Annotated in this window: 22 protein-coding genes; 4 read left to right on the forward strand and 18 right to left on the reverse strand. The window is 55.9% G+C overall.

The features are described from left to right. Positions 1-131: 131 nt before the first annotated feature. Complete coding sequence (locus NI21_RS0113410; RefSeq protein ID WP_033126718.1) at positions 132-611, reverse strand: pyridoxamine 5'-phosphate oxidase family protein; 480 nt, start codon at positions 609-611, stop codon at positions 132-134. Between the two features lie 193 nt (positions 612-804). On the opposite strand from NI21_RS0113410, the gene NI21_RS0113415 reads away from it, so the two are divergent. Both NI21_RS0113415 and NI21_RS0113420 read left to right on the forward strand, forming a co-directional pair. Next, positions 805-1,479, forward strand: a complete 675-nt coding sequence (locus NI21_RS0113415) for a J domain-containing protein (RefSeq protein ID WP_033126719.1) — start codon at positions 805-807, stop codon at positions 1,477-1,479. A 16-nt stretch (positions 1,480-1,495) separates the two neighbouring features. Beyond that, a complete protein-coding gene (locus NI21_RS0113420) occupies positions 1,496-2,179 on the forward strand; it encodes an NUDIX hydrolase (protein ID WP_052084115.1) in 684 nt (227 codons plus the stop codon). 98 nt (positions 2,180-2,277) lie between these two features. On the opposite strand, the gene NI21_RS0113425 is transcribed toward NI21_RS0113420, so the two are convergent. After that, on the reverse strand, positions 2,278-3,153 hold the full coding sequence (locus NI21_RS0113425; protein WP_033126720.1) for a putative ABC transporter permease: 876 nt from the start codon (positions 3,151-3,153) through the stop codon (positions 2,278-2,280). Between the two features lie 166 nt (positions 3,154-3,319). Between NI21_RS0113425 and NI21_RS0113430 the strand changes: the two genes are divergently transcribed. Next, entirely contained in the window at positions 3,320-3,562 is a 243-nt protein-coding gene (locus NI21_RS0113430) for a FeoA family protein (RefSeq protein WP_033126721.1), read from the forward strand. Continuing rightward, positions 3,546-5,588: a ferrous iron transport protein B gene (gene feoB / locus NI21_RS0113435; RefSeq protein WP_033126722.1), complete on the forward strand. Its 2,043-nt coding sequence runs from the start codon at positions 3,546-3,548 to the stop codon at positions 5,586-5,588. The genes NI21_RS0113430 and feoB overlap by 17 nt, the downstream gene beginning before the upstream one ends. A 24-nt stretch (positions 5,589-5,612) precedes the next feature. Here feoB and NI21_RS0113440 read toward each other — a convergent pair whose 3' ends face one another. The 16 genes from NI21_RS0113440 to NI21_RS0113510 all read right to left on the reverse strand — a co-directional run bounded on the left by NI21_RS0113440 (position 5,613) and on the right by NI21_RS0113510 (position 24,480). Then, the gene (locus NI21_RS0113440) at positions 5,613-6,980 is read right to left on the reverse strand and encodes an aldehyde dehydrogenase (protein WP_033126723.1); all 1,368 of its coding nucleotides are present in this window, start codon (positions 6,978-6,980) and stop codon (positions 5,613-5,615) included. Between the two features lie 11 nt (positions 6,981-6,991). Beyond that, positions 6,992-8,194 carry an iron-containing alcohol dehydrogenase gene (locus tag NI21_RS0113445; protein WP_033126724.1) on the reverse strand — a complete coding sequence of 401 codons (1,203 nt, stop codon included), beginning with the start codon at positions 8,192-8,194 and terminating at the stop codon, positions 6,992-6,994. A 172-nt stretch (positions 8,195-8,366) separates the two neighbouring features. Next, positions 8,367-9,197 carry a PHP domain-containing protein gene (locus tag NI21_RS0113450; protein ID WP_033126725.1) on the reverse strand — a complete coding sequence of 277 codons (831 nt, stop codon included), beginning with the start codon at positions 9,195-9,197 and terminating at the stop codon, positions 8,367-8,369. A 121-nt stretch (positions 9,198-9,318) separates the two neighbouring features. Further along, positions 9,319-9,495 carry a hypothetical protein gene (locus NI21_RS16795; RefSeq protein ID WP_156111855.1) on the reverse strand — a complete coding sequence of 59 codons (177 nt, stop codon included), beginning with the start codon at positions 9,493-9,495 and terminating at the stop codon, positions 9,319-9,321. 64 nt (positions 9,496-9,559) lie between these two features. Beyond that, positions 9,560-10,351, reverse strand: a complete 792-nt coding sequence (locus tag NI21_RS0113455) for a TMEM198/TM7SF3 family protein (RefSeq protein WP_138304695.1) — start codon at positions 10,349-10,351, stop codon at positions 9,560-9,562. A gap of 785 nt (positions 10,352-11,136) precedes the next feature. Beyond that, complete coding sequence (locus tag NI21_RS0113460) at positions 11,137-11,652, reverse strand: DUF6465 family protein (protein WP_033126726.1); 516 nt, start codon at positions 11,650-11,652, stop codon at positions 11,137-11,139. Between the two features lie 194 nt (positions 11,653-11,846). Beyond that, positions 11,847-12,527 (reverse strand): TIGR00266 family protein, encoded by a 681-nt coding sequence (locus NI21_RS0113465; protein WP_052084120.1) that lies wholly within the window; start codon positions 12,525-12,527, stop codon positions 11,847-11,849. 130 nt (positions 12,528-12,657) lie between these two features. Next, complete coding sequence (locus tag NI21_RS0113470) at positions 12,658-14,169, reverse strand: malonate decarboxylase subunit alpha (protein WP_033126728.1); 1,512 nt, start codon at positions 14,167-14,169, stop codon at positions 12,658-12,660. Between the two features lie 145 nt (positions 14,170-14,314). Next, the gene (locus NI21_RS0113475; RefSeq protein WP_033126729.1) at positions 14,315-16,807 is read right to left on the reverse strand and encodes an ABC transporter permease; all 2,493 of its coding nucleotides are present in this window, start codon (positions 16,805-16,807) and stop codon (positions 14,315-14,317) included. Continuing rightward, positions 16,804-17,475 (reverse strand): ABC transporter ATP-binding protein, encoded by a 672-nt coding sequence (locus NI21_RS0113480; RefSeq protein ID WP_033126730.1) that lies wholly within the window; start codon positions 17,473-17,475, stop codon positions 16,804-16,806. The genes NI21_RS0113475 and NI21_RS0113480 overlap by 4 nt, the downstream gene beginning before the upstream one ends. Before the next feature lie 50 nt (positions 17,476-17,525). Beyond that, positions 17,526-18,698: a sensor histidine kinase KdpD gene (locus NI21_RS16150; protein WP_052084122.1), complete on the reverse strand. Its 1,173-nt coding sequence runs from the start codon at positions 18,696-18,698 to the stop codon at positions 17,526-17,528. Then, entirely contained in the window at positions 18,671-19,360 is a 690-nt protein-coding gene (locus tag NI21_RS0113490; protein ID WP_033126731.1) for a response regulator transcription factor, read from the reverse strand. Before NI21_RS0113490 ends, NI21_RS16150 begins: the two co-directional genes overlap by 28 nt. 12 nt (positions 19,361-19,372) lie before the next feature. Further along, positions 19,373-19,714 (reverse strand): arsenate reductase family protein, encoded by a 342-nt coding sequence (locus NI21_RS0113495; protein ID WP_033126732.1) that lies wholly within the window; start codon positions 19,712-19,714, stop codon positions 19,373-19,375. A 36-nt stretch (positions 19,715-19,750) separates the two neighbouring features. Next, positions 19,751-20,374: an AAA family ATPase gene (locus NI21_RS0113500; protein ID WP_033126733.1), complete on the reverse strand. Its 624-nt coding sequence runs from the start codon at positions 20,372-20,374 to the stop codon at positions 19,751-19,753. Positions 20,375-20,461: 87 nt separating this feature from the next. Further along, positions 20,462-23,329: an AAA family ATPase gene (locus NI21_RS0113505; RefSeq protein ID WP_081958098.1), complete on the reverse strand. Its 2,868-nt coding sequence runs from the start codon at positions 23,327-23,329 to the stop codon at positions 20,462-20,464. Further along, on the reverse strand, positions 23,326-24,480 hold the full coding sequence (locus NI21_RS0113510) for an exonuclease SbcCD subunit D (RefSeq protein ID WP_033126735.1): 1,155 nt from the start codon (positions 24,478-24,480) through the stop codon (positions 23,326-23,328). Before NI21_RS0113510 ends, NI21_RS0113505 begins: the two co-directional genes overlap by 4 nt. Between the last annotated feature and the right edge of the window lie 154 nt (positions 24,481-24,634).

Here is a 24,634-nt window from a genome sequence, read left to right on the forward strand (position 1 = left end):
TTTCTTGATAAAAACCGGAAGGATCATTGAAATGTTGATAACTACAATAGAAAAGCCCCGGGGTAAACCGGGGACTTTGTCTACAGTCTGAGACATCCCCACAGGGATGTCTCTGTTCTCACTCTGTCGTCCTAGTTGGTGCCGTCGTGGTACTTGCAGGCGTACTCATCAAGCTCCACCTTCAGCACCTCCACAGCGCCCACCCACTTCTCGTCAAAATTGTCAAAATCCTTTCCGGTCTGGTGTCTCATCAGCTTCTTCAGCCCCTCCAGCTTCTCCTCATAGGTCTTCAGGACCTGCACCTTCCCGGTGCCGATGAGGCTGGCATAGTAATAGCTGTGGCTGCAGGGCAGCTCCGCCTCCATCAGCCCGTGCCGGCAGTCCAGTTCCACGCACACCTCCGGCTCCTCCCTAAACGCCTCGATCTTGCGGCCCACCTTCGCGCTGTGAAGATAGAAGGTGAGCTTTTCACCCTCCTGCTCATAGCCGAAATTCATGGGCACTACATAGATCTTTCCCTGGCTGCTCATACCGACCCGGCACACCATGCACTCCCTGAGCACCCCGGCAATCTCACCCACATCCGTCATCTGTCTCTTTGGCCTTCTCATAGCTTTCTCGTCCTTTCTCCTCTTGTGTCGCTCATTTGGCAGCTTACGCCCCGTCGGACGCTCACGCATTTACAGTCAGTTTACCACTCTTTCCTCTGAACAACAAGCTTGACTTTCCGGTTGATTTCCCGGCCCCGCTGAAGTATTATAATAGGTGGGAGTTTATAAACTGAATGAATAAGGGGAGATGTATATGAAAGATTGTACCTACTATGATCTTCTTGGCGTTTCTATGGATGCAGATGAAAAAGAGATTGCAGACGCCAAGAATTTTTTAGTGAAAAAAATGCATCCGGACGAAAATATAAACAGTACCTTTGACACCACATCCTACATCCAGAACGTGCTGACCGCCTACCGGATCCTGAGTAATCCGGACAGCCGCAGAGTCTACGACCGCAGGATACGCAATCCTATCCGCCGGGAGACCCAGGCTGAGCGGGCGAGGGAGAAGGAGGCCCGCCACACTGGCCCTCTCTCCCCCAACTTCGCACCCTACTGGGAGGCCGCCAACAAGCTGAACGGCCTGGTCAGCGAGAGCGCCGTTCTGCTGAAGCCCAAAAAATTCAGCCGGCAGGAGCCGGACGCGGAGAGGCTGGCCGCCATCGCCGAGGAGGCCCACCCCCACATCCTGGTGCTAAAGGACGGAGAGATCCCCCGCAGATACTGGTTCTCCCACGCTATGAACTGGCTTTTGTTCCAGTGGAGCCAGAACCGGGATCTACCCTACGCACTGCTCTACTCCATGTACGACAGCTACCTGGAGCAGTGCAAATCCGCGCTGGAGAAGAAAAAAATCACCAGCCAGAACGCACTGTTCTTAAACAACCTGGACAAGCTGATCTCCTACAGACAGCTTCAATCCTGACAGGAGGCGCATGATAATGGAACCACTTCTAGACAAAAACGGACTGACGGAGGAAGAATTTCTGGCACGGTACCGGCCCGGCGACTATCCCCGGCCGTCCATGACAGTGGACATGCTCATCTTCGCCGCCCCGGGGCTTTCCTCCTGCCGCACAGGCAGTGAGGGGAGCGCATCCCCGGATCGACTGCACTATCTAACTGACGGATCGCTGAAGCTCCTCATGGTCAGCCGGGGCGGGCATCCCTTCCTCGGCTGCCGCGCTCTTCCGGGAGGCTTTGTGGGGCCCAGCGAGACAGTCATGGAGGCGGCCAGAAGGGAGCTTTGGGAGGAGACCCACGTGGAGGGCATACCCCTGCGGCAGCTCTACACCTTTTCAAAGCCCGGGAGAGATCCCCGCACCTGGGTCATGAGCTGCGCCCATCTGGCGGTCCTGGACACAGACCAGATTCCGGTAAAAGCGGGAGATGATGCCAGCGATGCCAGATGGTTCACCGTTTTCCTGACGCGCCGGGAGGAAATCCGGCCGGGGCTGCTTCACTACGAACTCCGTCTGGAGGGAGGCGGTCAGGTCCTCTCCTCCTCCCTGGAATGTCCCCTCCTCTTTGATGAGGACTCCTGTCTTGCGAAGAACAGCCGGGGACTGGCCTTTGACCACGGCGCCATCATCCTGTGCGGCCTGAAAGAATTGTTTCACATTTGATGATTTCGTAATATCTGTTTGCAAAAAGGGCATTTCTGATCCTCTGTGTGATCGGAAATGCCCTTTTTCTGTTTGAAATACCTTTTTTCTATCCTGCCCTATCTTTTTCTCGTCACTTCCTCCAGCTTCCTCTTCAGTTCCTCCAGCAGCTCCTTGTGCCTTCTGGACTCCATCCTGGGGAAGGCCCTCACAAGGCGTCGGCTGGCCTGAAGGGTCGCACCGGTCAGCTCCGCGTATCGCTGTCTGAGAATATCGTACCGCTCCCTCGTCTCCTCAGAGAGAAGGTCCAGGCGCTCCTTCGCCTCCCCGGAAATGGCGTCAAGCCGCTCTTTTCTGGCCTGAGCCATGTTCTCCAACACCTCCGCCCTCTCCATGGCATCCATGACATTTTCGTGGATATTGGCTCCCATCCTGTCCGAGATCTCGCGGAGCTCCGCGCCGATCCGCTCCAGCATATCCAGGCGCCTGTTCAGCTTCAGTATGCCCGCTGTCGTCACGGCCAGGTCAGCCGCGAGGCCTGCCGTCAGGACACAGATCAGGGCAAGGCCCGCGGCCTCTGGCAGGAGCCCCACCAGCCTTTCAATGACGGGGTGGACGCCCTTTACGATCACCAGGCAGGCGGCTCCCCAGGCAATGGAGAAGGGCAGACACACATACCCGCCGATATTGAAGGGAAGACCTGTGTAGTCCCACCACTTGTGATGAAATATCTTATCCATGATAAATCCCGTCATGCCCTCGATCAGAGTCACCAGCACGAAGGAGGACAGATAAAGAAGCAGCAGGCTGTCCTGGAAACCGTCCAGCAGCGTCACCACCGCGGACACGCCCACCCCGTATATGGGGCACCAGGGGCCGCCTAGAAATCCCCGGTTGACAAACCGCCTCTCCTTCACCGTGGCGTAAGCCACCTCTGTGCACCACCCGAGAAAGCTGTATAGAAAAAAATAAAGCAGCAGTCTGTATATCTGCATATGAAACTCCTTTCACAAAGCCCCCTCTTCCGCCGGCCTCATCAGAAAAAAACAGAAGGCCGCGGGGAGCGTGACAGCAAGATTATACTTCACATTGTCAGTACAGTCAAATAATGCTATAATCATACACTAGAAGATAATTTTTCTCAATAAAGGAGACTTACAAATGACACTGAAACAAGGGGAAAATAACAACACATACCAGGTATGTGGAATACGCACTGAAAAAAAGCTGGAGCGCCGTCTGGAGGCTCTGGGGCTAACGGAAGGAGCTCTGATCACCATTTTAAACAATGACAAGAAGGGCTCCCTGACAGCAAAATTCCGGGGCACCCGTTTTGCCCTCGGCCGGCAGATCGCCGACAATATCGATGTGAAGGAGGTGGCGGAAAATGGCAGACTCAATTAATGTGGCCTTCATAGGCAACCCCAACTGCGGCAAGACCACCCTCTTCAACGCCTTCACCGGCGCCAACCTGAAGGTGGCCAACTGGCCCGGCGTCACAGTGGAGAAGAAGGAGGGGCACGCAACCTACGAGGGGCAGGATTTCCGCCTTATCGACCTCCCCGGCATCTACAGTCTCACCTCCTACACCATGGAGGAGACTGTGTCCAGGGAGTGCATCCTGAGCGACGAGGTGGATGTCATTGTGGATGTGGTGGATGCCTCCTGCCTGGAGAGAAACCTCTATCTGACTCTCCAGCTCATCGAGCTGGGCAAGCCCGTCGTACTGGCTCTGAACATGATGGACATTGTGGAGGAGCGGGGCATGGAGATCGACCTGCACCGCCTCCCGGAGATGCTGGGCATCCCGGCCATCCCGGTCTCCGCGAGAAAAAAAACAGGGCTGTCCATCCTGCTTCACGCGGTGGCGCATCACAAGGACCATGCCAAGCAGAGTCCCTTTATCCACCATCACCACGGAGAGCACTCCTCCCACAGACACAACCATCATCAGGAGTACGCCATGGTGTACGAGGATTACATAGAGGATAAGATCGACCAGATCATGGACAGATTGAACGCCTCCTATCCGGACATGGACAACAAGCGGTGGCATGCCATCAAATATCTGGAGAGGGATCAAAATGTCAACGACCAGTACCCCATTGATCTAACGGATGTCATCGACCGGGACTACGAAAAGGATATCATTAATCAGAAGTACAATTTTATCGAGGAGATTATTCAGGAGGTTCTTGTCAACAAATCGAAAAACGAGGCGCGCACAGACCATATTGACAGATACCTCACCAGCAGATGGCTGGGGCTTCCCATCTTCCTCGCCATCATGGCCCTTGTATTCTTCCTCACCTTCACAGTGGGAGACTTCCTGAAGGGCTACTTTGAGATCGGGCTGGACGCCTTCTCCAGAGTCGCTTCAGACAGTCTAGCCGCTGTGGGGACAGGCCCCATGGTCACCTCACTGATCGTGGACGGGATCATCTCCGGCGTGGGCGGTATCCTGACCTTCCTGCCCAACATTTTCATCCTGTTCCTGGCCCTGGCTTTTCTGGAGGACAGCGGGTATATGTCCCGGGTAGCCTTTGTCATGGACGATATCATGAGCCATCTGGGCCTCTCAGGGCGGGCTTTCATCCCCCTTCTCCTGGGGTTTGGATGCTCGGTTCCCGCTGTTATGGCCTCGAGAGCTCTGGAGCACAGAAAGGACCGGCTGAAGACGATCCTGATCACTCCTTTTATGTCCTGCAGCGCACGGCTTCCCATCTACGTGCTGTTCTCCTCCATGTTCTTCGGGAAGAACGCCATGCTGGTGTGCTACTCCATGTACCTGCTGGGCATACTGGTAGCCATCGCCTCCGCATTCGTCATCTCCAAATTTGACGGGAGCAAGGCCGAGCACGCACTTCTCATCGAGCTGCCGGAGTACAAATCTCCCAACGCCCGGACAATCGCCATCTATGTATGGGAGAAAATCAAGGATTACCTGACCAAGGCGGGAACCGTCATCTTCCTGGCCTCCGTCATCATGTGGGCGCTCCTAAATTTCGGTCCCTCCGGTTATGTGACAGATATAGGCACCAGCTTCGGCGCATATGTGGGAAAGGCGGTTGTGCCGCTGTTTACCCCCCTTGGACTTGGCTACTGGCAGATTGTGGTGGCGCTGATCGCGGGCATCGCCCAGAAAGAGGTGGTGGTCTCCAGCTGCAGCGTGCTTTTTGGCATCCAGAACATCACCACATCCCACGGCATGACCGCCATGGCCTCCACACTTGGGTCTATGGGCTTTGGCCCGGTAAACGCGTACGCCCTGATGGTCTTCTGTCTTCTCTATGTGCCCTGCACGGCTACTATTGCAACGATCCGCCGAGAGACAGAAAGCAGGCGTCTCACCGCCTGCTTCGTGTGTTTCCAATTTGTAGTGGCCTGGGTGATGAGCTTCCTCATCTACCACATCGGCCTGCTGCTGTAGCCCGGAGCGGGCGCAGCCGGCCTATCACTGGATCTTCTTGAGAAGATCCAGTTTTTTCTTAAACGGGGCATATCTGACCGGTATGTCGATGAGACAGGACTTCTTCATAATGCTCTTCCTGTGGGTAAACGTATCAAAGCTGTCCTTCCCGTGGTAACCGCCCATGCCGCTGTCCCCCACGCCGCCAAAGGGCATGTAGGAGGTGGCCAGGTGCACCACCGTGTCATTGATGCAGCCTCCGCCGTAGGAGACGTGCTTCAGCACATAGGCCTCTCTCTCCTTTTTCTTTGTAAACAGGTAGAGGGCAAGGGGCCTTGGCCTTGCGCTGACCTGTTCCACCACCTCCTTCAGATCAAAGAAGGTCATGACCGGCAGCACCGGCCCGAATATCTCCTCCTGCATGACCGGATGCTCCCATGTAACCTGGTCCAGGATGGTGGGCTCGATCTGCAGGGTATCCTGTCTGCTCCCGCCTCCACACACCACGTGGGCGTCCCGGATCAGGCCCAGCACTCTGTCAAAGTGCTTTCTGTTGATCATCTTCGGGTACTCCTCGTTTCTGCAGGGATCATTTCCATACATCCTGCGTATCTGCTTTGCCATCTGCTTAAGCAGCTTCTCCTTCACATTTTTGTGGACGAAAATGTAGTCAGGGGCCACGCAGGTCTGGCCGCAGTTCAGGAATTTTCCCCAGACGATCCGCTTCGCAGCCAGGGAGATATCCGCCGTTTCATCCACGATGCAGGGACTCTTGCCGCCCAGCTCCAGGCTGACAGGAGTCAGGTGAGCGGAGGCCTTCTCCATCACGTAGCGCCCCACGTTCACGCTGCCCGTAAAGAAAATATAGTCAAACCGTTCGTTCAGGAGAGCCTCGTTTTCTTTCCTTCCCCCTTCAATCACACTGACATACTTCTCCGGAAACAGCTCTCTGATCATCCGCCCGATGAGCGCCGAGGTGGCGTCGGAGTAGGCGGAGGGCTTCACAACCGCGCAGTTGCCGGCACAGATAGCTCCCACGAGAGGGGCAATGGTGAGCTGGAAGGGATAATTCCAGGGCGACATGATCAGCACCACTCCGTAGGGCTCCGGGTAGATAAAGGACCTGGAGGGGAACTGGGTGATGGGAGTTGGCACCCTCTTCGGCCTCGCCCAGCTCCTGAGGTGCTTCAGTGTATATCGTATCTCCTCCTTGACAATCCCGATCTCCGTGGCGTAGGCCTCAAAGGGAGACTTGTGGAGATCCTGCTTCAGGGCCTCCATGATGTCCTCCTCATTCTGATCGATCCACTTCGCCATACGCTCAAGCTGCCGCAGCCGGAAAGCCACATTCTTTGTCTCGCCGGCGCGGAAATACTCTCTTTGCTTCTGCATCATTTCTTTATACTCTGCCATCTTTTCTCCTCCTACGCGCGTATCTGATAATAGATTTCCTTCAGCTGATCCTTCTTCATAATTTTGGGAACCGGGTACAGGGGATTGGCCTCCTTTGCCGCCCTCTTTGCCAGCATATCAATATCGTCCTCCCGGATGCCCTCCAGCTTATCCGGAATTCCCATCCGCCTGTTCATGGCCCTGATCTCAGCGATAAACGCATTCGCCTTCTCCTGGTCGCTGTCCAGCTCCTGTCCGATCTTCACGATGTCCGCCAGCTCAGCCAGAGACATGTACACGGAGCTGCCGTAGTCCTCCAGCACATAGGGAAGAATCACTGCGTTTGCAAGGCCGTGAGGAATACCGTACTCCCCGCCCAGGCTGTGGGCAATGGCGTGGACGTAGCCCACATAGGCCCTTGTAAACGCGGCGCCGGCCAGGAAAGAGGCCTTCTGCATGTTCTCCCTGGCCTCCATATCTGATCCGTCCCTGTAGGCCCGCTCCAGATTTTTGAAGATCAGCTTCACAGCCGTCACACTGTCCTCTATGGTCTGGGCTGTGTTGCTCTTTCCTATGTATGCCTCCACCGCGTGGGTCAGGGCGTCCATACCGGTGGTCGCCGTGATAAAGGGCGGCAGCCCCTCTGTCAGGACCGGATCCAGAACCGCATATTTGGGGATCAGCACAAAGTCGTTGAGGGCGTATTTCTCATGGGTCCTCTCATCCGTCAGCACCGCCGCCAGGGTGGTCTCGCTTCCTGTCCCGGCCGTGGTGGGCACGGCGATGAGCAGAGGGATAGGCTTCAGGATCTTCAACTCCCCTCTCATGGAGGAAATCTTTTTGTGAGGCCTTGCCACTCTCGCTCCCACTCCCTTCGCACAGTCCATAGGGGAGCCGCCTCCGAAGGCAATGAGGGCGTGACAGCCGTGCTCCCTGTAGAGCTGCAGAGCCTCCTCCACATTGGCGATAGTTGGATTTGCCGTGGTCTTGTCGTACACCACGCACTCGATCCCCTCCTCCCGGATCCATTCCAGAAGCTGGTTGTGAAGTCCCAGGGCTGCGATTCCCGGGTCTGTCACCAGCATCACGTTCTTAATTCCCTTATGCCGCAGCATATCGGGAAGCTTTTTCAGGCTGTCCCTGCCTGTGATCATCTTCGGCTTGCGCCAGAAGGGAACAATATCCATAAAAAACTTCATCACCCTCTGAAACAGCCTGCACCATAAAACATACATCTTCTCTTTCTCCTTTGTCCTCTCTCTTCTCCGCCGTCCGGCCCGGCCGCAGTCACTCCCGGACACCGGCCGTCCCAGGCATACATAGTACAGGGACAGGCTTTTTTGCAGCCTGCCCCTTCTTTTTTGTCAGCTGTGCCCTGTCGGTCACTGACCTTTGCCCCGCCGCTTCCTATCTCTTCTTGATCTCGTCCAGATAGGGAATTTCGATGGGATCAATGGGATCTACCGGATTTTCAATCCTGCCCTTCTGCTTTCTCTTCCTCTTTCTCAGAAGAGCGCCTCCCTTGTTGTAAAACCAGAAGGAGTAGGGCAGGATCTTGTTCATTTTTCCCAGCTTCTCCTTCGTCGTCTTGCCGTACAGGGTACCTCCCGCCTCAATAGCCGCCTTCTCCCTTATCAGGGTGATCAGCTCTGTCTCACAGGTCACCCGCTGGGGCAGGATCGTATAACCCTTTCCCACACACTCGATCTTGTGGGAGTCGCTGCCGCCGATGCCCACCTTCTGATACTTCTCGGCCAGCCTGGCAGCCCTGACATTGGACTCCTCCGGCTCGCAGGAATTAAACACCTCGATGAAATCAAACCGCTTGATCGTCTCAGGCGATTTAAAATATTTCTTTGTGTTTGTAAAACTCAGATATTTCTCTCCGCAGGGGTGGGCGGGTCCCAGTATGCCGCCATGCCGGTGCACAAAGTCGATCAGCATCTGCACAGGCATCCCCTTCAGCTCCAGAAGGCGCATCTTCACGCCCTCGGGCATAATGCAGATGATATGTCCCGCGTCACAGGTATCGTACTCGATCCCCTTCAGCACGACAAAATCCTCATGGGCCTTCCCCTTCAGCTCATATTTCCAGTGCCTGTACCCCTTGTACGTGTCATGATCTGTAATGAGCATCCCGTCAAAGCCTTCCTGCTTCAGCTTTGTAATATAGTCATCCAAGCTTACCTTACTGTCAAGTGACCCTTCTTTTACATGACAATGCATATCCAGTTTCATCAGTAAGCCTCCTTTGCACTTTAATATGTCCCTTTGACATGATTTTATTATAGCACAACGGAGTGAAAAAACCAATGCGCTGTCCGGCTCTCCTGACCTGTTCTCCGCCTTGTCCCCTGCCTTAATGCTCCTGTGACAGTCCTTTGCTGGAACCGTAGATCATTGCCAGACCCAGAAGGCAGATCCACATATATGCGGTCCCGTCCATCCTGCACTCTGTAAAGCCAAAGATCAGTGCTGCTCCCGCCGCCAATACAAAGCCGGCTCCCATCAATAAAATTCTGCTTATCCTGTACATAAAAGAACACCTCTCTTCCTATGAGTATACCATAGCAGATGAGGTGTCCTATAAATCAGACTTATTATTTTTCTTCCGTTTTTTCCTCCGGTTCTCCTTCAGCCTCCAGGTCTGTCTCCAGGTCTGTCTCTAGGTCTGTCTCCAGGTCCGCCGGATCATCCTCCAGCAGCATCCTTGCTTTCTCCACTTCCGTCTCCACCGACTTCTCCTCTTTCACAGACTCGGAATAGCGTTTTTCCTTCTTGCCCACTTCTCTGGACTTCATCATAAACTGCACGACTATGCCCAGGATGGCAAGAACTGCACATATCCCGTATGTAAGGAGGATATTCAGGTCAAGTCCCGGAAGCGCCGACACTGCCAGGCCAGCCACAATGCCTCCCCCTACGGAAGAGAGCACGATAATGATGGGATCCATCAGAATGGCTGTGATCACCGCGATCACCAGTCCCACGCCCAGACAGATCAGATGGAAGGGCACCGTGCCCGGCGCCAAAAACCATTCCAGCACACCCGCCGTGAGAACCCATATAAAGAGAAATCCTCCCACTCTCCTGAGGATTGCTCCAAGGCAGGCAAACAGAACTGCCCCCACGGCCGACGCAGCCAGGACAGCCGTCCCCTGCAGGCCGAACACCAAAGCCAGGGCCGCTCCCGCCACAGCTCCGATGCAGATACCCGTTATGGCCGCCAGTACGCGGATCAGCTTTAATCCAAAGAAACAGATGACAAGTCCCAGAACAACAGCAGCCACAGCGGGAACTATACTTTCCTGCATGATTTCCTGCACACTCTGTGCGACCTGCGCCGTCTCCCCATCGGCCAGTTGATTCATCATCGACATCAATTCGTCCATAACCTTCTCCTTTGTCCCTGTATTAATTATTCAGCAGTATTATAGCATCTTTTTCTTTCTCTGTTAAGTCTATATTTTTCTTCCCGTGCCGCACACAGCAGAAGACAGTAGAGACGGGCATCAATTTCAAACTAAACTGACACCCGTCTCTACTTTACTGTTTCAATCATTTTTCTTCCTTTCCCTACACATGTAGTAAAAAATGATCTTCTTTTTATACTGATCACTTTCAATTTCATCGTATGACTTTTACCTGTCTGCTATATTATTCCTGATACTAAAACCTTAATTCCCGAATATTTTCATATCCCTGTTAAAATTCTTTCTCAGTACTCTGGCTTTCAAGTATCAGCCTTTTTGGACTTCCTTCAACAATGATCAGTATAGATAGTTTAATTTTTTGGCGGTCCGTACCTCCTTTTCTTAAACTATTGACTCTGAATTCCGGCTTCTGTCTATAAATCTTTTTTAGAATATGAATACTTATTATCCAACTGTAATAAGCTAATTGTCATATTCCTTTTAACTTATAGATATCATCCGTCTTTCAAAGCTAAAATAATAAACCTATAAAAAACTTCTTATATTCTGTTTTTTATCTCGTTTATTATTTTGTGACTTTATATTACCACTCATTTTCATATTTGTCAATATTTATTTTAAATAAATTTTACTTATCTTTTAATTTATTTTTATTTTAGAAATATTCCGACTTTTTTCGCGACAAAAAAAGAGGGCGCAGCACCTTTCTGCTCCACGCCCTCTGTCTGTTATGTTTTATGCTCCTAGTAAGCAACAGAACCTGTATCTGTTCCGTTCACCACATAGTAAACCGCGCCCTCCTCAGGCTTTACATAGAGATCGATGGACTTGATGTCTCCCACCTTTTTGCCGGAAGCCTTTGTCCAGCTCTTCTTTACAGCGGCGATCATATCCTTCTCTTCCACTTCTCTTCCCATGTACTGAACATAGGTCTTTACCTTGATCTCCTTTTTAGCTGCAGGCTTCTTTGCTGCCGGAGCCTTCTTCTGCGCTGTCTTTTTTTCTGCTGTCTTTGCTTCGTCAGCCTTCTTTGCCGCTGCGGCTGTAGTCTTTGCCGGCGCGGCAGCCTTCTTCGCTGTCTCCTCTTTGGCAGTTGTCTCTTTGGCAGCCTCTGTCTTAACAGCTTCCTTCTTTGCAGCCTCTTTTGTATCAGCAGCTGCCGCAGCCTTCTGTGCCGCCGCAGTCACAACATTGGTTGATGCCTTGCTTACTGTCTTCTGTGCACCAACTTTTGTTTCTGCTGTCTTTTTTGTAGCCATTTCAATTCCTCCTAGATCTTACTGCTTACAATATTTTTCTCTTTATGCCGTTCCTTTTTTAAGTCGTCAATATTATATCACACTCTCCGGAAAATGCAATCTCTCCTGACTACTGCTGTGAAAACTGCCCAATTTTCAGATTATTCGACATCCGGCGTTAGTATTTCTGCCTATAAAAATCCTGCGTTTTTTTGCTATTTTGCGGTTGTTATGTAATTGCGGAGCACGGCTGCCACATTGCTGATGGGCATAGTCTGAAGCCAGATGCGCCCCGGTCCGGTAATGATCGTGTTAAAAAATCCTTCTCCTCCAAAGAGCATATTTTTCACGCCCGGAACGCTCTTGATCTCCATGTTGCAGCTGGCGGTCATGCCGGCGAGATGCCCTGTATCCACCACGATCTGCTGTCCTGCCTGGAGCTCGTACTCTATCACATGCCCGTCAAATTCCGCGAAAACTGTTCCGTTCCCGCTGAATTTCTGCATGATAAAGCCCTCGCCTCCAAAGAGTCCGGCTCCAATCTTCTTATTGAAGAAAATGGACATATTTACCCCTGCCTCGCCTGCCAGGAAAGCGCTTTTCTGGAAGATCATCTCGTTGCCGGGCGTAATCTCAAAGGCGCGGATAGATCCGGGAAAACTGGAGGCAAAGGCGATCATGCCGGGGCCTCCCATGGCCGTATAGTTGTTCTGGAACATGGACTCACCGGAGAACATCCGGCCAAAGGCCTTGCCTACACCGCCGTTGGTGGACGTCTCCATCTTCATGTTGGGGGACATCCAGGCCATGCCGCCGCCCTCTGTGATCATCGTCTCTCCGCCCTCCAGCTCGCAGATAACTACGGGAAGAGTCTCTCCCTGAATTTGATATCTCATGTTTTTTCCTCCTCGCTGATAAAGTATTCTGATTTCAGGATACTATCACGCACTCTGTTCTGTCAATATTATTGTGCTCTTTTGCGCGGCCCTTCTGTCCGCTCAGCCGCCCCTGGGGAAAAGGATGCTCTCAGCTCTCCACGTCAAAGGGGAGGCGGTCAAGGATATCTCTTTGCACATCCACACCCGGGTAGGCCTCTATGAGCTTCAGCCCCTTGGGCGTCAGCCGGAACACACAGCGCTCCGTCACATACAAAACCTTCTGTCCATTGGCAATGGCCCGGCTTGCCGAGAAGCTGACGCTTTTTACCTTTTCCACAAACTTGGGGATGGTCCCCTCTCTCTCAATCGTGACTGTTCCCTTTTTCTGGGAGACCTCCAGCCCTTTTGTGTTGAATGTGAGACAGAACACCACGGTGGGCGTTTTAGCTGTGATATTGGCAAATCCCCCGATGCCCGCGAAGGCTCCCGTTCCCCGGTGAGCATTGACATTCCCCTGCCTGTCCACCTCCAGGGCGCCCATGAAGCAGATGTCCAGTCCTCCGTTGTCATACAGGTCAAACTGGTTGGCCATGTCGTACACGGAAGCCGCCCCGATCATAGCCCCAAACACCTCCCCTGAGACAGGGAAGCCGCCGATGCCTCCGGACTCGACTGTGAGCGTCACCATATCCAGCATGCCGTTTTTGCGGGCGTGTCTGGACACCATCTCCGGGATGCCGATCCCTATATTCACGATGTCATCCACCCGCAGTTCCTTGGCGGCTCTCCTCCCGATGATATTTCCGGCCGCGCTGTTGCTGCGCTGCCTGGAGGAGACATTGTCAATCTTCTCATTCCAGGCGTTCCACTCCGAGTAAGGGATTTCAAAGCTTCCTGTAAGTGCGGAGTAGGCCTCGTTCCTCTCTTCCAGCTCAGCCACCACGATGGCGTCCACCAGACAACCGGGGATGATGGCGTTCCTTGGCCGCGAGGGAGTGTCCACCAGCCGGTCCACCTGGACGATCACCCTGCCGTGGTTAGCCTTCACCGCCTGGCAGATGGACAGAGCGTCACCGGACATGAACATATCGTCAAAGGAAATATTGCCCTTCCTGTCGGCGGCAGTGCCCTTTATGAGAGCCACCGTGATCTTCGGAAGTTTGTAGTAGAGGAACTCCTCCCCGTCCACCTCCACGTATTTTACAAGGGAGTCATCGATAGAGAGCCTGTTGATGCCCGGCCCCTCTTTTCTCGGATCCACAAAAATATCAAGCCCTACCTTGGAGAGAGCCCCCGGCAGCCCTCCCGCCTGCGCGCGGATGGCGTGGGAGATACATCCAAGAGGCAGGTTGTAGGCCTCGAACCTGTCCTCCAGCACCAGCTTCTTGGTGCTTGGCATAGCGCCGAAATGTCCGCAGATCAGTCGGTCCACAGCCCCCTCCCGTATGTACCCTTCCGCGTTTCTGTTTTCGTCCCAGACGCCAAACCCCGCGCTGGAGATAATGGTCAGATGGCTGGGAGACTGCATCCTCTGGTACCGCTTATACAGCGCCTCGTGGAGCTCCACCGGGTTCTCGATCCCCACAAACGAGTTGACGCAGATACAGTCTCCGTCCCGGATCAGACGGATTGCCTCGTCAGCGCTCATCACTTCATACATAGCTCACATCCTCCTCACAGCAGGAGCGCAGAATTTCCTTCACTCCCACATATTCAGTCTATTTTAGCAGAAGAGACCGGCAAAGTCCAGCGCAGCTATAGCGCTGGACTTTTTACAGGCCGCGGTGTTGTGCGGTGTTGTCCCTTTATTCTGAGTAGCGTATCCGGTCGATCAGGCTCATCTTCCGGAAGCTGCGGGACACGGCGCGGGTGAGGAGCATCTGGATGAGCGCCACGGTAAGAGCCAGGAGCAGAGCCGGAAAAACCGGGTAGTGATAGCTGGTCACATTCATGATATTTTCCGCCTTCATGTACCGGAAAATGCCGTAGCCTGCCAGGCTTCCGATGCCCAGGGCCACTGCCAGAGTCCCCGCCGTGTAGAACAGGCCCTCCAGCTGCATCATCCCAAGGAGCTGCTTTTCCGACAGGCCGATAGCCTGCATCATTCCCAGCTCCTTCTTTCTCGTGTAGATGCTGTTGATCATGGTGTTCACAAGGTTCATGACGCCGATGGCTCCCAGGACAATGAGGAAGGCGTATCCGAGAAAGGCCATGATCCCCGTGCCGCTCTTCCACGTCTCGAGATGGGCGTCATAGGTGTCCGTGGCCAGGTAGGGGCTTGTCTGGGCCAGAGTGTCCAGGGTCTGGAAGGCCGCTTCCTTCTGGTCCTTATCCACAGTGATGACAAGGGTCTGGCTCAGGTTCGCCGGGGTGAACTGGGCAAAAGCCTCCTGGGGCAGAAGGAAATTGCCGCTGCTGATCCCCGATGGATAGTCCCCCACCGCGGCGATCTCAAAGGTCTTCTCCACCGGCCCCTGGTCCGTCTCCAGAAGGAGCTTCACCCGGCTTCCCGCTGTCAGATCCGGGAACCAGCGCTGCAGACGCCGGTGCATGATGAGCTTTTCCCCTTTTTTCAGCTCCTCCCAGTCCGCTGTTCCCTCTGTGATACCTGACAGGATAACATCCTTATAGGAGTCCTCATAGCCCTCCAGGGTGGCCCTCGTGATCTGGGACTCCGGGTCCAGCTCCGGAAGACTGCCTGACAGCCAGGATCGGATCTTCACCTCCTCCACGCCGGGGACAGAGCGAACCTCCTCTATAAAGGCGGGGGAAAGGGGATTGTCCCTCATGAGGCTGGCCCAGGACCTGTCCAGGTTCATCTTGTCCCCCTCCCAGCTGTCCACGTAGATCTGGTAGTCCCCCTCAAACTCCTGCCTGGCGATCTCCTCCGGCGCAGCGCAGGAAAGGACCGTCGCCACAGCCATAAAGAGGACGCCTATGGAGCCCAGGGTGAGGATCGTGAGAACAGTCCGTCTTTTGTCTCTCCCCAGATTGGTCCGCGTAAGCCTGGAAACGTTCAGGCTCTCATATCCCTTTCTCTCCTTTTTCCGTCTGCAGCCGCCCTGGTAGCGCATGGCCTCCACAGGGGAAACTCTGGCCGCCAGGCGCATGGGCTTTACAAGGGACAGCCAGACGGTGGCAAGGACCGCCAGGATGGTCAGCAGGTAGATCCACCAGCGAAGGACGGGCACCTGCCCCTTTTCCAGCAGCTCGATGCAGAGCTGGTGCAGGCCCGACTCTGTGTAGGTGGTCTCTATGTTGTCCGCCATTTTATAGATGGTAAGCAGCACCGGCCTGGCCAGGATACTGCCCAGGAGTAGGCCCATGGGGAGCGCCGCAAAGGCCACTGCCAGCCCCTCCCGGAACACGATCTGCCGGATCTGTCTTTTCGTGGCCCCCATGGCCCTGAGGCGGCCGTATTCCTGTATTCTTGGCGCCATAGACACGTAGTAGATGCTGTAGATGGAAAGAACGCCGGCCACAGCTACCACCAGGATGATGGCCCCGATCCCGGTGTAAAGGCCCGGATCTGTATAGTTGGCCAGAAGGTAGGTCTTGTTGACAACTACATCATCCGGGTCGACGCCAAAGTCCTCTCCTATCTCACAGGCTTTCTCCTCCAGGGCGTCCACAGTCTCGATCCCATCCCCCTCTCCGGCGGTGTCCTTCAGCCGGAGCAGGACCCGGTAGGCCCTGTCGCTTTCAGGGACAGCGGCCCGCATATAGTCCAGGGAGCAGACAACGCCGTAGGCTTTGTCCTCCGGGTCTGTGTCCGTCTCAAGGAAGCCGGTGATCCGGAAGGTGTCCTCCTGCTGCCACCCCAGGCCGCCATCCTCCACCAGCTGAAAGGGCAGCGTCACCTCGTCTCCGATGCCGGCCTCCACGCCATACTCGGCAAGGAGTCCCCTGGAAAGGGCGATTTCCTTCCCCTCTCTGGGGAAACGACCCTCCTCCAGCTCCAGCTTGCTGAGGCGGATTGCCTCCTCGTCCATGGCGTAAAAGCCGATGTCCGAGTCGTCGTCCACGCCAAAGGCGAAATCCTCTCTCAGTCCCATGGTCTCAATCTCATTCTGGCTTTCCAGCCTCTGCGCGTTCTCCTCCGTCACGCCCCGGAACATGGCGTGGTAGGTTGGATAGTAGACATTGACGGCAGCCAGCTCCACAGATCCCGCGGCCATCCCGATGGTGATGGTAAAAAATATAAGAAGAGTAGTCAGCAAAATGGCAAACCCGCTGATCAGGTTTCTCCCCCGATTCAGCTTCAGGTTGGCAAGGGCGGTCTTTGTCACTGTCTTCATGCGCTCACCACCCTCCCGTCCTCGATGAGGATCATCCGATCCGCCATCTGGGCGATCGTCTCATCGTGGGTGATCATCACAAGGGTCTGCCCGTACTCGCTGACACAGCTCTTTAAGAGGCTGATCACGTCCAGCTCGTTTTTGGAGTCCAGATTGCCCGTGGGCTCGTCCGCCAGGATTATAGCGGGCTTGCTGGCCAGAGCTCTGGCGATAGCAGCCCGCTGCTGCTGTCCCCCTGACAGGGTGGAGGGAAGGGCGTGGAGCCTGTCCTCCATGCCGATCCGCCGTATAATACCCATGACAAAATCCCGGTCCACCCGCCGGCCGTCCAGGCCGATGGGGAGGACAATGTTCTCCCACACATTCAGGGAGGGGACCAGATTGTAGCTCTGGAAGATAAACCCGATTTTCCTCCTGCGGAACACGGCCAGCCGCTCTTCCTTCAGCTTAAATATGTCCTTTCCCTCTATGAGGACCTTCCCGCTGTCCGGCCGGTCCAGTCCTCCCAGCATGTGGAGCAGAGTGCTCTTTCCGGAGCCACTCCTCCCCACGATGGCGGTAAACTCGCCCCGTCGGATCGCAAGATCCGTATGGTCAATGGCCTTCACCACATTGGTGCCGGACCCGTAGTACTTTACCAGGTCGATCGTCTCCAGTATTGGTTTCATAGCTGCTCATCCTCCTTTTTCGACTCTGGTACCAGTATAGTATGCCCTGCTTACAGAACGCTTACAGAATTCATAACAGAATTGTAAGGAAGGGTCACGATAAAATTGCTGCCTCCCTGGCGGCCCCGTTTCACACAGATAGTGCCTCCCTGGGCCTCCAGGATCCGGCGGGCCAGGTAGAGCCCCACGCCGGCCCCCTCCCCCTCCTGGACCTGCCGGGCGCTGCCCCTGTAAAATCTCTGGAAGATCCGGTGAGCCTCCTCCTGGGGCACGCCTATCCCCTGGTCCTCGAACTCGATCATCACAGCAGAGGCAAGATAAGACATCCGCACGGTGACGGACGTGCCCTCCGGGGAGTACTTCACCGCATTGTCCAGGATATTGACAAAGGCCTCCCGCGTCCACTTTGGATCGTGTGGGATCCGGCGGTCCCGGGACTCCTCCAGAGACAGGCCGATGCCGCGGCGGAAGGCCTTCATATAGACGGCTCCCACTGCCCCGGCGAGAGTTTCCCGGATTGCCTCCATCCGGGGACAAATCCGGATCATGTCCGTCTCCAGCCTGGAGAGCTGGGTAAAGCCGTGCAAAAGCTCCTCCAGCTTTGCCACCTCCTGGAGCTCTCTGCCGGAAAATTCCCTCTTTTCCTCCTCCGTCAGCTCTGTAGTTTCCTTGAGCTCCAGGCTCATCCTGAGGGCGGCGATGGGAGTCTTGAGCTGGTGGGAAATATCCGTCACCAGAGACTTTGTCTCCTGCTCCTCCCGGATGAGGCGCTCCCTGGTGCCCTCCTCACGGAGCCGCAGCTCTCCCAGCTTCTCCTCCAGGCGCTCCCTTTCTTCTTCCGCCCTTCTCTGAGCCCGGAGGGCCAGCAGCGCCGCCAGGCAGGCTGCTGTCATACCGCCTGCGAGAAGTCCGCCGACAAGGAAAAGATCACGGCGGACTTCCCTGTAGGCCCCGCCGTCCCGGGCCTCATAGCCGTATTTCTCCATAATCCGCTCTCCCAGCCCGGAGGCGTCATCCGGGGCATCCCCGCCCATGATCCGGGCATAGCTGTCCTCGTACTCCGGGTGTTCCCTGACAAGGGCGCCCAGCTTCTTTTGCTCCTCCGCCTTCACAGCCTCCCCGGCTGTGTGAAGGAGATCTCCCAGGGCCACCAGTATAAAAAACAGTATAAAAAAGAGCAGTCCCGCGGGCAGGACTACTCTCTGAAGCTTTCTTCGGTCCATATATAGCCAATCCCCCTTACATTCTGAATATAGCTGCCTCCAATCTTTCCCCTGAGACGGCTGATGTTGACAGGCACTGTATTGTCATCCACAAACTGACCCTCCGCGCCCCACACCCGCTCCAGTATTTGCTCCTTTGTGAGGATCTGGCAGGCATTTTCCATCAGGAGCAGGAGAAGCTGCAGTTCTTTTTTGCTCAGGGGAACCGGCTCCGCTCCCCCCTCCGGCCTCTGCCGGAAGGCCTTCATCTCCCGCAGGGAGAGGAGGATATCGCCGGAGACGATGCGGGAAGCGGGAGCCTCCCTGGTCCTCCGCATGAAAGCGTGGACTTTGGAGACAAGCACCATAAGGCTGAAGGGCTTGGTCATGTAGTCGTCCGCCCCCAGGTCGTAGGCCGTCACCATGTCAATCTCTGAGTCCAGGGCAGTCAGGAACAGGATGTACACATCGCTGACCCGGCGCACTCTCCTGCAGAAATCCAGCCCGCTGCCGTCCGGCAGGCCCACGTCGCAGATGAGGAGGTCCCAGGCGGCAGAGTCAAAAAGTTCTTCTGCCTCCTCCAGCGAGAAGGCAGAAGAAACGCGGTATCCTTCTTTTTTCAGTTTCAGTGTGATGCCCTGGTTCAGGCTCTCATCATCCTCAACAAGCAGTATACTCTTCACGGATATCCTCTCCTAAAACGTCCACTCTTTTTCCTTAAATCCCACAAGGACCCGTTCCCCGTCTATGAGGAGGGGCCTCTTGACCAGCATGCCGTCGCCTGCCAGGAGGCGTATCTGCTCCTCCTCGCTCATGTCCGGGAGCCTGTCCTTCAGTCCCAGCTCCCTGTATTTCATGCCGCTTGTGTTAAAAAATCTCTTCGCCGGCAGGCCGCTCATCCGGATCCACTCTGTCAGCTCCTCCTCCGTGGGATTGTCCTCCACAATGTGCCGGTCCTGGAACGCGATCCCTGCGTCCTCCAGGTGTTTTTTGGCCCGTCTGCATGTGCTGCATTTTGGATATTCGATAAAAAGCATGTGTTCTGTCTCCTTTTTTGTTCTGTGTCTTATGTCTTACTTCTGCCGCGCCCGGTAAATGGCCTCCAGCGCGTCCACGATCCCGTCCACGCCCATAAGGCTGGCGTTGAAGAGGATCTGGTGGGACTCGATGCTGCCCCAGGGTCTCTGCGCATGGGTCTCATAGTAGAGTCTTCTCTCCCGGTCAGTCCTCCTGATCTTGTCCCAGGCCTGCTTGTCGTTCAGCTTGTAGATCCGGGAAATCCTGCGTATCCGGTCCTCCTTGAAGGCGTGGATGAACACGTGGATGCAGTTGCTGTAGTCTCCCAGGATATAGTCCGCGCATCTGCCCACGATGACGCAGGAGCCCCGGGCAGCCAGCTTCTTCACAAGCTCTGTCTGCACCCGGTACATCTGCTCACTTAAGGGCTCCACATTTTCTCCGCTCATAAAGGTGGTGTAATCCCCCAGGCTCACCACATAGGAGGACAAAAACCTGCCAAGAGAGGTCTCGTTGATATTCTCCGCAGCCTCGTTGCTGATGCCGATCTCCTGGGCCGCCATATGGATCAGATTTCTGTCGTAGAGAGGAATGTCCAGCCGCTGTGCCAGCTTGTTCCCAATCTCGTGGCCGCCGCTCCCAAACTGGCGTCCAATGGTTATGATGGTATGGTCTGTCATATGGATCAGCTCCTTTCTTTATCTTCTGTCTTTATTATACTTCACACAGAGCGGATAAGCAAAAGGTTTTAGCGGTTCTTCCCTGACCTAACGGCTCCATCGTACGTGGCTGCCCCGTTTTGTCTTTGTGACCACAAGCTGCCGGTCAATGCTCTCCTTCAGCTCTGTCACGTGGGAGATGATGCCGATCATCCGGTCCGACCCGGCCAGCTCACTTAACACCCCTATGGCCTGCTCTCTGGAATACTCGTCCAGGGAGCCGAAGCCCTCGTCCACAAACATGGCCTTCATCTGGATACCTCCGGCGCTGCGGGAGATGACGTCCGCCATGCCAAGGGCCATGGACAGGGCTGCCATGAAGGACTCACCACCAGAGAGAGTGCGCACGTCCCGGAGCTTCCCCGTCTCCAGGCTGTACACATCCAGGTCCAGCCCCACACTGCCCCGGTTGCCAAGCTGCTCCATGGAACGGCACCGCAGCACGAAATTCCCGCCTGTCATGGTCTCCAGCCGGCGGTTGGCAAAGGCGATGATCTGCTGGAAATAGCGGCGCTGCACATAGGCCTCAAAATCGATCTTGGGGCGGCCTGGAAGGGAGCCTCCTGCGGTCTGATCCAAAAGCCGCAGCCGGGCGCAGCGCTCCTGGAGCTTTTGGTTGTTCCCGTAGATCTTCTTCAGGCGCTCCCCCGCCTCCCGGTTGTTCTCATTTTTGCTGTACCACCTTCTCTGCTCCTCTTCCGCCTCCCGCCTGCTCTCATCCAGGACTTTTTTCTGCTCCTCCAGGCTCTCTGTCCTGGCGGGCTCCTTCCCGTCCAGCTGCTCCTCCAGGGCGTTCACACGGGCGTCAGCCTCTATGCACTTCTGCCGGTAATCCTCCAGATCGTTCTCCAGCCTTTCTTTTTCCTCCTCCGCAAGGAGGCTTCCCCGGCACTGGTCCTCTGTCTCAAAGGGGGACTCTTCCAGCGCCTTCTGGGCCTCCCTCGCAAGAGCCGCCTCCCGGGCGGCCGTCTCCTCCCGGGCGGCCTGGCGGGCCGCCTCCTCGCCTTTTGCCTGGCTGACAGACTGGTCCAGACAGCGGAGGCTCTCATCTGCGAGAGCAGTCTCCCTCTGCTGCTCCTCCTGCCTTTTGTAGCAGACGGCCTGCTGCCCGGCGAGGGACTGCCTTGCCTTCTCCAGCTCCTCCAGCTTTCCAACCTGCTGCCCGGCCTCCTCCTTCTGCCGGCGGCACTCCTTAAGCTCCTGGTCTCTTCTTTTCTCCTCCCGGTCAAGGCGCCTCTCCGGATCCTCACTCTCAAGTGAGAACTCCTCCCCAACCACATTTTTCCCTTCCGCGAGGAGACTCTGTAGCCGGGCGGTGCAGCGCTGCCCCGCCTCCAGAAGAAGCTGCTGCCTTCTGTCCTTCTCTGCTTCCGCCTCGTCCCGTCTCCTCCGGGCCGCTTTCACCTCCGCCTGGTCCGGGGTTCTCTCCGGCAGGGCGGCGGGAGCGGGGTGATGGAGGGCACCGCACACAGGGCAGGGGCTCCCCTCCTCAAGATCCCTGGCCAGGATACCCGCCTGTCCCAGAAGGAAGGCCTCGTTGCAGGCCAGGTAGGCGTCGGCGGCCTGCTGATAGGCCTGGCGGCTCTCCTCAAAGGCCCGGGCGCAGTCATCCCTTCTCTGTTCCTCCTTCTTAAGAAGAGGCAGCTTTTGTCTCAGCTCCCGCAGGCGTTTTTTTCGGTCGGCAGCCTGTACCTCCAGACTCTCCCACTTCTGCAGGAGTGCCCGGCTGCCGGAGAGCCGGGACGCCTGGTCTGTCACCCGGGCAATCTGCTCTGTCAGGGATCGGTACTCCTCCCGGCAGCGCTTCTCCTCCAGGAGCACCTTCTCCTTTCTCTTAAGAAGGGCTTCCCTCTTATGTCCCGCCTGGAGGATCTTCTCCTGTATGCCTTTGATTTCTTTCTCCAGAGACTGCCTCTGCCTGGACGCCTCCTGCCGCCTTTCATAAATCTCACAGACCAGAGCCGCCTCCCGGCTTCTCTCCAGTCTCCCTTTCCGCTGCTCCACAGAGGGGGCTTTTGCCTGAAGCTCCGCGCGGTTCCTTCTCTCTTCCGCCAGCCGGGCGAAGCGGCTGTTCAGCTCCTGGGCCACAGCCAGCTCCCGGTTCACCTTATCAAGTTCCCCGTCAAGCTCCCGGATCTTTTTTTCTGCAGCTGCCTCCCGGGATCTCCCGTATTGCAAGATCTGCCGGACTGCCTCCAGCCGCTCCTTTGGCAGGGCAGCCTCCGCCAGCTTCTCGGGGAGGCCCTCAGCCTCCGGGCAGAAGAGGCGGGACAGCTCCTGCTCCTCCTGCCTCTCCATATCCTTCATCTGCCCGTAGAGGGCGCCGGCCTCCTCGTGAAGCCTCTGCTCCACCCGGGCATAGAGGTCTGTCTGGAAAATCCGGGAAAAGATCTCCCTCCTCTCATCAGAGCGGGCAGACAGAAGCTTCAGGAATTCCCCCTGGGCAATCATGACTGTCTGGGTGAACTGCCCCGCGTCCAGGCCGATGATGTCCACGATCTTCCGGTTTGTCTCCGCCTTTTTCCCCGTAAACTCCGTGCCGTCGGGGAGAAAGAGGGTGACGGAGGACCGCTCCAGGGTCATTTTTCTCTCCCCGTCCTTCCCCCTTCTGCGGCTTGCCCTCTCGTATTCCGGGCTCCGCAGGATCCGGTAATCCTGCCCTTTGTACTGGAATGAGAACTCCACAAAGGTGGGGGTGTCCTCCGCCGCGTACTGGCTGCGCATCATCCGGCCCTCCCGCCTGCCCCCGCTTGTCTGGTCATAGAGAGCATAGGTGATGGCGTCAAAAATGGTGGTCTTCCCCGCGCCGGTGTCCCCGGTCACGAGGAAAATGCCGGGTCCTGCCTCTGAAAAATCGATCTCCTCCCTCCCGGCGTAGGATCCAAAGGCCGACATAACTAATCTCTGTGGAATCATTCCATCCCCTCCTTAAATATCTCTCTCATGATCTGCTCTTCCTCCTCATCCATGGGACGGTCCTGCATCTCCTCAAAAAACTGTCCAAACACCTGCAGAGGGTCGCGGGGCTCCAGGTCCCGGAGATTTTCCTCTCCTGACAGGCGGGCCCGGAGATTTTCCAGCCGCACCTGGAGAAGCCTTGGGAAGACTCTCTCCAACTGATCCACCGGCTCATAGAGGGCCTTCTCATCTGTCAGGGTGACGCTTACATAGTCCTGCCGGATCTCCTCTGCGGCGCCGGCCAGGATTTCCTCCAGCGTACCCTTTACCTCCCGCACGTCGCGCAGAGGCACAAGAGGCAGCTCTGTCCGCACAGGGGGCGTACCCTTTTCCCCCAACTCCACCAGGGTCAGCGTCTTCTCATCCCTGCTCTCAGAGACAGAGTATTTCAGAGGCGTCCCGCAGTACCAGGCAGGACCCTCCCCCACCTGCTGCCTCCTGTGGATGTGACCCAGGGCACAGTAGTCAAAGGGGGAAAGAGCGGAGATATCCACATTGTCCAGTCCTCCCACCCGGACACTCTCCGACCCGGCAGCCAGAGGAGAGACCCCAGCCGCCGTGTAGAACTGGTGGGTGACAATGACGTTTCTCACGGAGGTGTCGATCTCCTCTCTGTCAACAAGTCCCCGGACCGCCCCGTCGTAATCCTCAGGGGCCTGATCCTGGGGGAAGACAGGACGCACATACCCGGGCTTTACAAAGGGGAGCAGATAAAAATGCACCTCCCCGTGTTCGTCCTCCAGAGTCACCCTCTTCATCCTCTCCCCCTCCTTTGCGGGGGGCCTGCCGGCTATATGGATATGCTGCCTGCCCAGGATGGAGCTGGCGTAGTCCAGCCGCTCCGCCGAGTCGTGGTTCCCCGCGATGGCCAGCACCGGGATAGCGGGCCGGATCTCCGCCAGCCTGGTGAGAAACCAGTCAAAGAGAGAGACCGCCTCAGCGGAGGGAACGGACCGGTCGTAGATGTCCCCGGCGATGACGATGGCGTCGGGCCTCCGCTCACGGGCCATGTCGGCGATCCGGTCCAGGATATACCGCTGATCCTCCTTCAGGTCATAGTAGTGCAGATGCTTCCCAATATGGAGATCTGATATATGAAAAAAACGCATGGTGTACGCTCCTCCTTTTTTGTAAAGTTGTAATACCGTGGCCGCGCAGCGGATTTCTGCGGTTCCGCAGAAACCGCTCTATGCGCAGGTATATTAACCACGATGTGGTCATTATACCATACCCCCACAGCCCGGGAAAGTCTCTGAAAGCCGC

It is taken from the genome of Eubacterium sp. ER2, from assembly GCF_000765215.1.
Taxonomy (GTDB): domain Bacteria; phylum Bacillota; class Clostridia; order Lachnospirales; family Lachnospiraceae; genus Claveliimonas; species Claveliimonas intestinigallinarum.